This window comes from Brachyspira pilosicoli P43/6/78, from assembly GCF_000325665.1.
Classification (GTDB): Bacteria; Spirochaetota; Brachyspiria; order Brachyspirales; family Brachyspiraceae; genus Brachyspira; species Brachyspira pilosicoli.
In genome coordinates, this window is sequence record NC_019908.1 from 1,830,758 (window position 1) to 1,844,876 (window position 14,119).

The window sequence follows — 14,119 nt, forward strand, 5'->3', positions numbered from 1 at the left end:
TATTTATAAAATAATTTCTCTGTGTCTTGTAGCATGACAGCCTGTACACACACATACAGGAAGTGATGTTATATGAGTGGCATACATATTTATATGCACGCATAAAGCAGTAGTTTTCCCTCCAAATCCGGAAGGTCCAATATTCATTTTATTGATTCCTTCAAGAAGCTCTTCTTCAAGATTTTGTAAACGCTCATCACTATTTTTTGAACCCACCTCTCTAAGCAAAGCCCTCTTAGCAATATCAACGCATTTCTCCATATTACCTCCAATACCAATACCCACAATCATAGGAGGACAAGCATTAGCACCTGCAAGTTTTATTGTATCATAAACAAACTTTTTTATTCCATCTATTCCAGCAGAAGGAGGAAGCATAGCAATCTTTCCCATATTCTCACTTCCAAATCCTTTAGGGGCTACTACAATCTTAACTTTATCACCATCAACTATATTATAATGAATAATAGCAGGAGTATTATCATTTGTGTTTTTTCTCTCTAATGGGTCATTTACAACAGACTTTCTTAAATACCCTTCTTTATACCCTAATGCCACACCTTTATTAATAGCTTCTGTTAAACTACCGCCCTTAAAATGAACGTCCATTCCAACATCAACATATATAATTGCCATTCCTGTATCCTGACATATTGGCTTTAATTCTTCTTTTGCTATATCTGAATTTTTTATAAGTACATCAAGTATATTTTTTGGGAGACTCTCTTTTTCTTGTGCTAAAGATTTTTCTAATGCTTTTTTTATATCATCGTTTAAATAAATATTAGAATCTATGCAAAGTTTAGCAACATTTTCTGTTATAACATTAACATCAATTTCTCTCATATATTTTTATACCCTATTAATAATTGTTATATACTAAAAATTTTTATTTTATTAAAATTTATATTTTTTAATTTTAAATATCTGCGGGGCTTTGCCCCACACCCCACTTCTTTTATTGGTATAAAAGAAGCAAAAGAACTGCAATTTCAATAAAATTATTCTAGTATATTTATAATACAAAATAAAAATTTAATTGTCAATTTTAAAAGTAAATTTAAAATCTAAAAATAACTATTTAAATGTTTAGATTTATACTGAAAATTTTTAACTTTTTTATTTTTATTATTTGCAGGGCTTTGCCCCCCTGCGAAGCATGCCCTTAGGGTAGCACCCCAGTTCTTTTGCCGATAGGCACCTACTCGGTACGACCGTAGTAAGTGCCTTCGGTATTGGTATAAAAGAACCAAAAGAACTGCATTTTATTATAAATTTTATAATTTAATTGTATATTAAAAGGTATTCCCCCGCACGTATAAGAAGTTATAATTAAAACATGGCATTACCGTGCGGCAAGGTGGTACAGCTCGTACACGGGAAAAAGAACAACAAAATTGACGAACTAGTACAAATATATTTTCTTAAGCTTATCACAAAATATAAGTATATTAGTACACACAAATAAATAAAAAGAACTATAGTACTTAAAACAACTCATTTTTTATGAATTTAATTATTTTTAATTATTGCAAAATAGAATAAATAATTTAATATTATATTATAAAATTATCAATTCTATAATTGAGTACAAAAATGAAAGAATTATACAAATTAGATAATGCCGCAAAACTTTTTGTATCTATAAAAAATAAAAAAAACATTCCTATATTTAGAGTATCAGCTCTGCTAAAAGATAAAGTAAATGAAGCAACACTGCAAAATGCCCTAGACATCACAATGAAAAGGTTTCCAACTTTTGCTTTGTCAATAAAAAAAGGATTGTTCTGGAACTACTTTGAAGAAAATAATAGAAGGCTCTTAGTTGAAGAAGAGAAATATTATCCTTCCTACAACATAAATTATAAACTTAATAATGGTTATTTAGTTAGAGTGGTTTATTATAAATATAGAATATCTGTAGAAATTTTTCACTCTCTTGCAGATGCTACTGCTTTAATAAGTTTCTTAAAATCTCTGCTTTATCATTATCTCACATTATCTGGAAAACAAATTAATGACCCCAATGAAGATGTATTTAAAGACAGCATACATACAACTCGCGACTATGATGACAGCTTTAAAATGCATACACAAAATAAAAAAACAACAACAAAAGAAAAGAAAATTAAAAATGTTTATTTAATAAAAGGTAAACAATTAAAAATATACGGAAACAATGTTGTTCATGGAATTGTTAGCGTAGAAAATATTAAAAAAGAAAGCAAAAAATATAATGTTACTATCACAGCCTATATTGCTTCACTTTTAGCGTACTCTATATATGAAGCAAAAATAAAAAATAGATTAGATGGCAAAAATATGGTAGTATGTATTCCTGTTAATTTAAGAACAATATTTCCTTCAATATCTTTAAAAAACTTTTTTGGTGTGGTTAATATACAAATAAATACTTCCAATGAACTAACCTTTGAAAACATTATAAAAATAGTTTCTAATGAAATGAAAGAAAAACTTCAAAAAGAAAAATTAGAAAACTTTATTTATCAAAACACAAAATTAGAAAATAATATATTAACAAAATTTATTCCATTATTTATAAAAAACTTTGTAGTCAATTTGGATTTTGAACTCTTTGAAGATAAATTAAAAACTCTCACATTATCAAACTTTGGAAATATTATTCTTCCAGAAGATATGAAAGAATATATTAACCATTTTGAGGCGGTGGTTTATAATACAATAAATAGTCCATTAAATGTAGGCTTATGCAGTTTTGATGATAAATTATCTATTACATTCAATAGAACAATTATAGAAACAGATATTATAAAACACTTCTTTCAAAATATTTCAAAAGTTACAAAGACAGAAATTTATTCTAATGATTTTGGAGTGTAAAAAAAATGCCTTATTGCAATAATTGTAAATTAGAAATAAAAGCAAACAAATGCCCATTATGTTTTAGTGAATTAGAAAATAAAAATAATACATATTGCGAAGAATATCCTTCTTATGATTGGTATTATAAAAAAATAAAAAAAGTTAATGCTAAAAAGATAGTTTCCTTGGTTGCTGTAAGTGCCATCATCATTATAATGCTTGTTAATATATCAACTTCTTCAAAATATAATTGGGCTATGATATCTGCTGTGTCTGTTGCATCTGCATATTTTACATATATATGTTTTACAGCTTCAATATTTTATTTAAGGCAAAAATTATTAATAGAGTTTTTTATACTTCTTCCTTTGGTGATAATAATAGATATATTCAGCGGATTTTATAAATGGTCTTTTAATTATGTGATGCCTTTTTTATCGCTTGGATTAAATGTTTCAATGCTTATAATAGGCATTATAGACCATAAATATTTTAATGAATATGTTTCTTATATAATTTCTGCTGCTTTTATATCTATATTAATGATTGTTTTACCGCTATTTAATTTTCTTTATTGGAGTAGTTTGGCTGCTTTTGGATCTGGTATAATTGTTATTCTTACTATGATTATATTATTTAGAAATGAGTTTATTTTATCTTTGAAAAAAATTTTTAATGCATAAAAAATATTATATAAAAATATTAGGAGTTTTTCATGAATAATAAAATAAATAAAATAAAAAAAACAAAAAAAAATAAAAACTTAATAAAAGAATATTTAAGCTATCCTGTAATGGCTATTAACTTTATTAAAGCAGATAAAAAAATTAAGCCAACTAAATTTAAATATAACAAAAACAAAAGACAATATATTTTATATTTCCCAGCACAATTAAAAGAAAATGAAAAGCCAAAAAAACAATTAATAGTATATATACATGGAGGCGGTTGGAGAGAGGGAAGTGCTGATTTATATAGATTCGTTGGAAGGAGATTTGCAAAAGAAGGTTTTAATGCAATACTATTAGGATATAGATTAAGCAAAAAAGCTAAATACCCTGCTCAAATAGAAGATGTATTTAATGGTTTTAATAAAGCACTTTCTATATTAAAAGAAAAAAACATAGACTATTCTGATATAGTTGTTGTAGGCTCATCTGCAGGTGCTCATTTGGGGGCTTTGCTTGTTTATAATAAAGATATGCAAAAGAAATATAATGTTGATATAAATAATTTTAAAGGATATATATCATTAGGAGGACCAACAGATTTAAACGTATGCACCAATGAAATTATTACTCCAATGCTTAATCAGCTTTTTGAATGGAATTATAACAGAGATTTAGCAAACCCTTATAACTATATAGATGGAAGCGAAAAAAATAAAGTGTTATGCATACATTCAGGATTAGACCCTATTTGCGATGTTCAAAACTCAATCAATTTTTCTAATAAAGTTAATAGTTTTAATGATGGCTTGGCTAAATGTATTGTATTTGAAAACAAAGAAATTTATCATAATAATTTGGTTAATGGAATATTTTTTGAGACTATGGACAGCAACAATATAATGGACGAAGTTTTTAAGTGGATTGAAACATTATAATAATATAAAATAAGCAACAAAAATTAATTTTTACTAAGACATAGGTATTACTTTATATATATTCCAAAATATAGAGTTAAAATGTTCGCATTTTTTGCAACTTTGACGAAGTCCGCACCGCGAAGGCGGGAAAAAGTTGAAGAAAAAAATTGATATAAAATTATTGTTTTAATATATACTAAAAATTTTTAAGTTTGTTAAAAATCTATTTTTTATTTTAATTGTTTGTGGTGGCTTTGCACCCACACCCCCAGTTCTTTTACCGAGTAGGTACCTTTCGGTATTGGTATAAAAGAACCAAAAGAACTTCATTTTTTAGCTTGAAATGTTGGTATTATTCTATAGTTTATAATATTTAAAAATATACAAAGCTATAGTATTTGCACTTTTTGGTTCTTTGACGAAGTCCACACCGTATAGCTTCGGGAAAAGAACAATAAAAAATTACACAACAAAAGTTAAAAAACAAAAGCCTTGAAATTAATTCAAGACCTTTGTTTTTTTTAATGTAATAATTTTAATTCTTATGCTAAAAATCTAGAAATAACAGGCATTAAAATCTTTATTACTAAAAGAGCTGCCAATATCCAAGTGAATAATGTAATCTCTTTTGTTCTTCCTGTTAATAATTTTAATAAAGTGAAAGCTAATATACCAAAAGTGATACCCTCAGCAATACTATAAGCAAAAGGCATAAATATAATACAAACAAAAGAAGGTATAGCTTCTGTATAATCAGTAAGGTCAATTTCTAATATAGGAGTCATCATAAATAAACCAACTATTATAAGAGCAGGAGCAGTAGCAGCACTAGGTATTGATAAGAATATATGTGATAAGAATAATGATATAGTAAATAATATAGCTACTACAACAGCAGTAAGTCCAGTTTTTCCGCCCTCAGCAACACCAGAAGCACTCTCAACATAAGTAGTAACAGTAGAAGTACCCATACAAGCACCAAATATAGTTCCAACAGCATCTGCAAATAAAGCCTGTTTACAGCGAGGAACTTCTCCGCCTTTTGTAAGCATATTAGCTTTTGTACAAACACCAACCAATGTACCAACAGTATCAAACATATCCACAAAAAGGAAAGTAAATAATACTATAAACATATTAGGGTGAAGTATATTAGCAAAATCTAATTTGAAAGCAACAGGCTCTAAAGAAGGAGGAGCAAAACTTGCATAAGGAGAAAGCTGAGTGATTCCCATAGGTATTCCTATTAATGTTGTTAATAATATACCAATCAATATAGCTCCTTTTACATTGTATGCAAGAAGTAAAGATGTTATTAATAAACCTATTATAGCAAGAAGCGGAGAGCCTGAAGTAATATCTCCTAATGAAATTAATGTTGCATCATTATTAATTATAATTTTAGAGTTTTGAAGACCAATAAATGCAATAAATAAACCTATACCAACAGATATAGCTCTTTTCATATTAAGAGGTATACTGTTTACAATAGCCTCTCTTACATTGAAAATAGTTAAAACTAAAAATATAATACCTTCAATAAAAACAGCAGTTAAAGCAGTCTGCCAGCTATAGCCCATACCAAGTACAACAGTATAAGCAAAGAAAGCATTAAGACCCATACCAGGAGCTAAAGCAAAAGGTAAATTAGCTAATAGTCCCATAATTAAAGTAGCAACTATAGAAGATACCACTGTAGCAGTAAATACAGCCCCTTTATCCATACCAGTAGCACTAAGTATGCTAGGGTTTACAGCCAATATATAAGCCATAGTCATAAATGTAGTAATACCAGCTATGATTTCGCTTTTTACATTAGTACCATTTTCCTTTAGTTTGAAAAACTTTTCCATAAATAATCCTTATAATAATTTTTAATAAAGAAACAATATATATACTTTTCATTATTATTGCAATAGAATATTTTAATAATATTATATAAATAAAAAGAAGAGACCTAAAAATATTTTTAAGCCTCTTCTACAATAATAAGGAATAACTATTTTTTTTATCAATTGTCTTTTTTATTAGTCATCAAACTCCTGACCCAACAAATTACCAGCTTTATCTATATAAAGCTCCATCATATTATTCATTTTTACTTTATAAACATTGTAATTTTCCATTTCTACTGCCCAAACCTCTGCTTGAGGATAAGTTGCTCTTGCTGTAGCTAATACTGCCTGAGGAACTTGATTAAGAGGTACATACCAATCAGCAAATAAAGCTGAAGAACCTATTACACTTAAAGCTATTAATAAACAAATTATTTTTTTCATTATTTTACTCCTTTTATTTTGGTTTATTATTAATCATCAAATTCTTGACCTAATAAATTACCAGCTTTATCTATATAAAGTTCCATCATATTGTTCATTTTTACTTTATAAACATTATAATGCTCCATTTCTACTGCCCAAATTTGTGCTTGAGGATAAGTTGCTCTTGCTGTAGCTAATACTGCTTGAGGAACTTGATTAAGAGGTACATACCAATCAGCAAATAAAGCTGAAGAACCTATTACACTTAAAGCTATTAATAAACAAATTATTTTTTTCATTATTTCACTCCTTTTATTTTAATTTATAATATTATTAATCATCAAATTGCTGACCTAATAAATTACCATTATTATCTATATAAAGCTCCATCATATTGTTTAATTTAACTTCATATATAGTGAATTGCTTTTCTATTTTTATAATAGCAGCCTGAGGATAAGTTTTATTAACAGTAGCTAAAACATTAGCAGGCAATATTGTAGTAGGCATATTTCCATAAGTTTTTACTTCTTTCCATTCACCATTAGGGAAAAAGTCAATTTGTGTTCCATTAGCTAAATATACTTCTATATCTTCCCAATCTCTCTCTATATAGCTTACTTCTACATTTTTGAAATGTTTAGCTATAAAATCTTGAGTGTTTTTAGGCAAAGATGATAATGGCACTCCATATCCATATTGAACATTACTATCTGGTGTTTGCATATAAGGGTTATACATTGTCATATCATTTGCAGTGTTAGTATCTGCTGAATTATTATTATTTTGTGCTAATAACAAGCTTGAAAATATTGATATAATAAAAATAACATTTAATAATTTTTTCATTTAATATCTCCTTGATGAATGTAAGTAAATTATCTTTACAATTATAATTATAGTATATGGTGCGAGTTTTGTCAAATTTTTTTACTATTTTTTTACAAAAAATATATATATTTTGCAGTTTTTTTGCTATTTTAACGTGATTTTATCAAAAAATACATATTATTTGTAAATTTAAAGTAAATTCATTAGGTAAAACTATATTTTTTATATCGATAAAGTAAAAAATATTTACTATATTTCTTGAAGTATGTAAATAATTGTTTTTTTATTTACCTATTATAAATATTAATTTAATTACATATGATAAGCATTTAATAACGGGAACTTTTTAATGATTTATTCGTCTAATTAAATATATTGTAAAATTAGCTTGATATTTTTTATTTGAAGTTTATAATTTATTAGTAAAAAAATAAATTTTTATTAAATTTACGATGTAGACTTTCTTAGGAGCGGTATTGTGAAAAATAGTTTCGTTTTTATATTGATTATAGTATTCAATATTTCTTTATATTCACAGAGTAATGAAAACTCCACAAACTCTAAGATAAGCATAAATTTAGAGCAGGCATTAGATTTAGCAATTGAAAACGATAAAACCCTAAAACAAGCAGAATATGATGTGCGAATAGCTCAAACTCAAAAAGATGCATCATTTTCTGATTTATTTTTACCTTCATTAACAGTAAGCGGCGGACTTAACTTATCAGAGCCGAAAGAATATCAATATAACAACTTAAACACAGGAGTATATTCAAGTGCTGATACTTGGAGTGCTCAAGCAACATTATCAAAAACACTATTCACTGGGTTTAGAAACTGGAATACTGATAAAGCCAGAGAAATAAACTTACAAATGATGAAAGAGATATATTTTGATGAGAGAAAGAATGTAGCAATAAACACACAGCTAAATTTTTATAACACATTTGTAGCTCAAGAAAATTATAAAGTATACTATCAGCAGCAGCTTAATTATAGTAATAGAATGAGAGAGTCATACATAAAATACAGAAACGGACAAGTTTCAGAATATGAATATTTGAATGCGAAAGTACAATATGAAAGTACAAAACCTCAGCTTGTTACACTTAGCAATAATTATGAAAGTTTGAAATTAACATTTATAAGACAAATAGGTTTAACAAATGTATCTGACGATGTTGAATTAATAGGTAATATATTAGATGCCACAAAAATAGCATTACCAGATTTGGATATAAATGTAATATTAGATTTGATAATGGCTAATAATATAGAATTAAACAATATGGCTAATAATATAGAAATGCTTGAATACAACAGAAAAGTTGCAAGAAGCTATTTATGGCCAACTTTTTCAGCAAATGCTAATGTAGGAGTTACTACAATAGATAAATTAAAATTGGATAATAATAAAGAGTTTTATAAAGACAGAAGCGGAGAGTTTAGCTGGGGTGTTGGATTTTCATTGAATTATGCTCTTGATTCATTACTTCCATTCTCATCTACAGCAAAAGCAGCAGAAGAGATTAAATTAAGTATTGAACAAATGGAAATAAGCTATGACCAATTAAGAGATAATATAGAAATCAATAGCAGAAACCTCATATCCACAGCAAAATCTCAAGAGTTAACATTACAATCGCAAGCAGAAAACGCTAAAACAGCTGCATATGCTTTACAAATGGCACAAAGACAATATAGAGGCGGTACAATATCTACATTAGAATTAAATGATGCAGAGCTTACATATTTGAATGCACAGCTTGCATATTTACAGGCAATATACGAATATTTTTCTAGTACATTACAAGTATTAAAACTTTTAGGAGCTTAAGAGGAGTTTTATGATGTTAAGAAGTACAACAATATTATTTATTATTTTATCTATCTTTTTTACTTCTTGTAAAAAAGGACAAGTGAATCTAAACAAAAAAGAAAATCCAATAAGTGTACTTGTTGCAGCACCAGTAAGACAATCTTTAGAAGAATATCTTGAACTTTCTGCCGAAATTAAGGCAATAAAAGAAGTTGAGATTTCATCAGATGTACCTGGTAAAATTGCAAATATACTAAAATATGAAGGAAGTTTTGTAAACAAAGGAGATACTATAGCATTAATTGACAGATTTGTAATAGGTGCTAATTATGCTTATGCTCCTGCAAGAACACCTATTTCTGGTTATGTAACTACTACATATATGGCAGTTGGTGCTTCTATAGCAGCAGCTACACCAATAGCAAATGTTGCTGATATTAGTAAGCTAGAAGTAGAAATACAAGTTCCAGAACGTTCTATTACAGGTGTGGAACTTGGTCAAAAAGTACTAATTAGAATTCCTTCTTCTCCAAACAAAGAAGTTGAAGCTACAATTACAAAAAAAGATTATGCTGTTAATCCTTCTACTCGTACATTAATGGTAAAAGCTTTAATTGACAATAAAGACAGATTATTTTTACCCGGCATGTTTTCTGATGTATCAATACTCTTAAACTCTGCTAATAATATTTTTGTAATACCAAATAGTGCTACATTCTCTGATGACTTAGGAAAAAATTATATTTATGTTGTAAAAGAAGATAATTCTCAAAATCCTCCTCTAGAAGGAAAAGTAGCTACAGACAATACTAATAAAAAATACAGAGCATATATAAGAGAAATAGACATATTATTTAGATCCAAAGACAAAGTTGCTTTAAGCGGCGGACTTGAAGATGGTGAAGAAGTTGTAATGTTTGGTAGAGAGTTCTTAAAAGACGGTTCTTTAGTAAATAGAATAGAAAATGACCCTACAATATTAGAATATATTACACCGCAAAATGTTAATACAAATGAAATAGTAAATAATACTAACAATACTATAAAACAACAAACAAATCAAAGAACTCAAGTAAATCAAGCAAAAGAAAATAATACTGTAAAACAAACTACTACAAATCAAACAAAACCAAAAACATCATCATTATTAGCAAACAATACCAATGCTGCTAAAACTGCTACTCAGCAAAACACAGCTGTAAAACCGCAAACTAATACTGTTACAAAAGTTCAAACTAACACAGCTGCTCAAAACACTAATAATAATGTTATAAACAACACAGTAGAAAAAGATACAGCCGATAATGAAGATGTAGTTAAAAACACTGAGCAAACAAATAATAGTGATATTTACTCTGTTGGTAAATAAAAATTATTATTTGTATTTTTAAGAGAGGTTTATTTATATATGAGAAGTTTTATTGAATTAATAGTAAAAAGACCTGTTTCCGTTTTTATGGGAATAGTGGCAGTTGTTATACTTGGTGTTGTAAGTTTATCTAGGCTTCCTGTAGACTTCTTGCCGGATATGGAACTTCCTTTTATTAGTATTAGAACTACTTATGATAATGCTGGTCCGGAAGAAGTAGAAAAATCTGTTTCAAGACTTATAGAATCTGCTGTTTCTTCTGTAAACAACATTAAAGAGGTAAGTTCTACTTCAGAGGAAGAGGATTCAAATGTATTTATAGAGTTTAACTGGGGAAGCGACTTGGCATCTGCTACTGCCGACATAAGAGAGGCTATAGACAGAATAAGAAAATCTTTGCCAGATGATGCTGAAAGCCCTGCTGTTTATAAATTTTCTACTGATAATATTCCTGTTATGGAAATATCTTTCTACGGTACTGATAACTTATCTGCATTATACAATTTAGTTGATAATCAGATACTTACTTCTATAGAGCAGGTTGGCGGTGTTGCTATGGCTGAGATTAGAGGAGGACTAAAAAGCCAAATTAAAGTTGATGTTGATATGAACAGACTTCAGGCTTATGGTCTTGATATTAACTCTATAGTAAGCACTTTAGCTATGGAAAACCAAAACATATCAGGCGGTGAAACTTATGAGGGTGTTTACAAATATACTTTAAGAACTACTGGTGAGTTTAAAACCGTTGATGATATTGGTAATGTTGTAGTGGCATTAAAAGATAATAACACTCCTATAAGACTTAGAGAATTGGCTACTGTTTATGAGGGTTATGATGAAGACGGAGACGTTATAAAAGTTAATGGTACTCCTGCTGTTAACGTTTCTATAAACAAAGAATCTGGTGCTAATACAGTTGCGGTTTCTGATGCTATTAAAAAAAGATTAGACAGCTTAAACTTACCAGGCGACATAAAATATGAAGTATTATTCAACAGTGCTGATAACGTTAATAATGCTATAAAAGGCGTACTTGATACTGCTTGGCAGGGCGGTTTATTTGCTGTTATTATTCTTATGATATATTTATGGAATGTTAGAACTGTACTTATAATAGCAATATCAATTCCTATGTCTATAATAGTAACATTTACTTTGATGTATTTCTTTGGTACAACATTAAATATTATCTCTCTTTCAGGACTTGTACTTGGTATTGGTATGATGGTAGATAACTCCATTGTTGTACTTGAAAATATATTCTACTACCGAAACAATGGTTATGGTAAATACTCTTCTGCAATAGACGGTACCTCTACTGTGGCACTTGCAATATCTGCTTCTACTCTTACAACAATAGCAGTATTCTTGCCTTTCTTATTTGTAGAAGGTCAAACTGGTCAGATGTTTAGAGACTTATGTATTACAGTTACAGTTTCTATGATAGCTTCTTTGGCTGTTGCTTTAACTATAGTACCTATGCTTGGTGCAAGATTAGTAACTACTAAAAAGTCTAAATTCTTCAATCGTTTTGAAGTATTTTTTGATAAACATTTCCACTCTAAAGTTAATTATGTATATGAAAAAATATTAACTTATTCTGTTAATCATAAAAACAGAGTATTAATACCTGTAATAAGCGTAGTATTTGCTGTTATAATAGTAGGGTTAATATTTATAGGTAAAGAAGGTTTCCCTCAATCTGATGAAGGTCAGTTAATGGCAACTATACAAATGCCTATTGGTACAAGAAAAGAACAAACTGGCTCATTTATAGACAGAATGAGAAAAGATGTTGAAGAAGTTATTGGAAAAGATTTAAGCAGAATACAGTCAAGAGCAAGGTCTGGTTCTGATGCAAATAAAGGACAAATAAGAGCTAAATTAATAGACAAATCTGATGGAAGAACTGTAGAAACAGAAGAATATGTTGAAATGGTTAGAAAGAAATTAGCTGGATATCCTGCTACAATTAACGTTGATAGTGTAAGCAGTATGCGTGGAGGCGGAAGCAGTAGTTCAAGCGGTATAGATATTGATATAGTTGGTGAAGATTTAACAAGAGCTAGAGAATTAGCTAATAATATAATAGCAGCTTTACAAGATGTACCTGGTCTTAGAGATGTTCGTTTGAAAAAAAGCGATTCTAGCCCTGAGCTTAATGTAACTATAAACAGAGACTTAGCTTCAAAAATGGGACTTAATATTAACACTGTTGCTAACTCTATAAAAACAAGCTTCGGCGGTACTACTGCTACAAGAATGACTCCAGAAAACTCTGAAGTTACTGATATTGATGTTATAGTACAGCTTAATGAAAGAGACAGAATAAATATAGACGATGTTAATAGAATGCTTATACCTACAGCTTCTGGAATGGTTCCTGTATCTGCAATTGCTAATGTTAATAAAGATTTTGCACCTACAGAAATAGAAAGAAAAAATGACAGCAGAATAACTTCAATTACCGCAGCAGGTTATGGAAGACCTATGAACCAAATAATGAATGATGTGCAAAAAGCTATTAATGAAAAAGTATTTATGCCTGCTGGTTTTAGTATTGTTTATTCTGGTGATTATGAGGATATGCAAGAGGCATTCGGACAATTATTACAAGCTTTAATACTAGCTTTAGTATTAGTTTATGCTATTATGGCTAGCCAATTTGAATCTTATATAGCTCCTTTCGTTATTGCTCTTGCTATACCATTTGGTTTTGCTGGTTCACTTTTATTACTTCTCATTACAGGACAGACTTTAAGTGTATACAGCGGAATTGGGGTTATAGTACTTATTGGTATTGTAGTTAATAATGGTATTGTACTTATTGACTATATGAATCAGCTTATGCATGAGAAAAAAATTAATGGAGATGCTGCTGCTTTAATAGCTGGTCCTAGAAGATTAAGACCTGTACTTATGACTTCACTTACTACAATACTTGGACTTCTTCCTATGGCTTTATCAAATGGTGAAGGTAATGAGATGTATCAGCCTTTATCTTTGGCAGTGCTTGGAGGATTAAGTGTTTCTACTTTGTTTACACTGGTTATAGTTCCTACTGTTTATGCTGCTATTAGAAACAGAATACCGCTTAAAGATTATGATGCTAAAGATTTGGCTAGTATTGAAACTAATCCAAATGTTGATGATGCTTTGAGTACTCCTGGTAAATAATTGATAAAATAATATGAAAGGCTTGAGTTTTAATGCTTAAGCCTTTTTATTTTTTAAATAATTTATTATTTATTAATTGACTTTATTAATCTTTAATGTTAGTATTTTTATATATCAATAAGGTTATAATAATTATGTATAGCTTAAAAAATGTATCTTCTTTTCACTTAATGATATTTTTATACAAATATCATTTTCCCCAGAAAAACATAAATCTTCAATAATTT

The 14,119-nt window shown here is 28.6% G+C and carries 11 protein-coding genes; 6 read left to right on the forward strand and 5 right to left on the reverse strand.

The genetic code is table 11. The features are described from left to right. Positions 1 to 3: 3 nt before the first annotated feature. Positions 4 to 846: a fumarate hydratase gene (locus BPP43_RS08170; RefSeq protein ID WP_015274677.1), complete on the reverse strand. Its 843-nt coding sequence runs from the start codon at positions 844 to 846 to the stop codon at positions 4 to 6. A 750-nt stretch (positions 847 to 1,596) separates the two neighbouring features. Here BPP43_RS08170 and BPP43_RS08175 point away from each other — a divergent pair. The 3 genes from BPP43_RS08175 to BPP43_RS08185 are packed head-to-tail and all read left to right on the forward strand — an operon-like array spanning position 1,597 to position 4,450. Continuing rightward, a complete protein-coding gene (locus tag BPP43_RS08175; protein WP_015274678.1) occupies positions 1,597 to 2,862 on the forward strand; it encodes a hypothetical protein in 1,266 nt (421 codons plus the stop codon). Between the two features lie 5 nt (positions 2,863 to 2,867). After that, entirely contained in the window at positions 2,868 to 3,527 is a 660-nt protein-coding gene (locus BPP43_RS08180; RefSeq protein ID WP_015274679.1) for a DUF6320 domain-containing protein, read from the forward strand. A 32-nt stretch (positions 3,528 to 3,559) separates the two neighbouring features. Next, positions 3,560 to 4,450: an alpha/beta hydrolase gene (locus tag BPP43_RS08185; protein ID WP_015274680.1), complete on the forward strand. Its 891-nt coding sequence runs from the start codon at positions 3,560 to 3,562 to the stop codon at positions 4,448 to 4,450. A gap of 524 nt (positions 4,451 to 4,974) precedes the next feature. Here BPP43_RS08185 and BPP43_RS08190 read toward each other — a convergent pair. The 4 genes from BPP43_RS08190 to BPP43_RS08205 form a co-directional block, all read right to left on the reverse strand. Beyond that, positions 4,975 to 6,285: an NCS2 family permease gene (locus tag BPP43_RS08190; RefSeq protein WP_014932071.1), complete on the reverse strand. Its 1,311-nt coding sequence runs from the start codon at positions 6,283 to 6,285 to the stop codon at positions 4,975 to 4,977. A 174-nt stretch (positions 6,286 to 6,459) separates the two neighbouring features. Next, the gene (locus BPP43_RS08195) at positions 6,460 to 6,711 is read right to left on the reverse strand and encodes a PepSY-like domain-containing protein (protein WP_013244207.1); all 252 of its coding nucleotides are present in this window, start codon (positions 6,709 to 6,711) and stop codon (positions 6,460 to 6,462) included. 29 nt (positions 6,712 to 6,740) lie between these two features. After that, positions 6,741 to 6,992 (reverse strand): PepSY-like domain-containing protein, encoded by a 252-nt coding sequence (locus tag BPP43_RS08200; protein WP_013244206.1) that lies wholly within the window; start codon positions 6,990 to 6,992, stop codon positions 6,741 to 6,743. 34 nt (positions 6,993 to 7,026) lie between these two features. Further along, the gene (locus BPP43_RS08205; RefSeq protein ID WP_013244205.1) at positions 7,027 to 7,542 is read right to left on the reverse strand and encodes a PepSY-like domain-containing protein; all 516 of its coding nucleotides are present in this window, start codon (positions 7,540 to 7,542) and stop codon (positions 7,027 to 7,029) included. Positions 7,543 to 8,002: 460 nt separating this feature from the next. On the opposite strand from BPP43_RS08205, the gene BPP43_RS08210 reads away from it, so the two are divergent. From BPP43_RS08210 to BPP43_RS08220, 3 genes are read left to right on the forward strand one after another with little or no spacing between them, the layout of a single operon-like run. Next, positions 8,003 to 9,361 (forward strand): TolC family protein, encoded by a 1,359-nt coding sequence (locus BPP43_RS08210; protein WP_015274681.1) that lies wholly within the window; start codon positions 8,003 to 8,005, stop codon positions 9,359 to 9,361. A 13-nt stretch (positions 9,362 to 9,374) separates the two neighbouring features. Beyond that, entirely contained in the window at positions 9,375 to 10,712 is a 1,338-nt protein-coding gene (locus tag BPP43_RS08215; protein ID WP_015274682.1) for an efflux RND transporter periplasmic adaptor subunit, read from the forward strand. A gap of 39 nt (positions 10,713 to 10,751) precedes the next feature. After that, positions 10,752 to 13,892: an efflux RND transporter permease subunit gene (locus tag BPP43_RS08220; protein WP_013244202.1), complete on the forward strand. Its 3,141-nt coding sequence runs from the start codon at positions 10,752 to 10,754 to the stop codon at positions 13,890 to 13,892. Positions 13,893 to 14,119 lie beyond the last annotated feature (227 nt).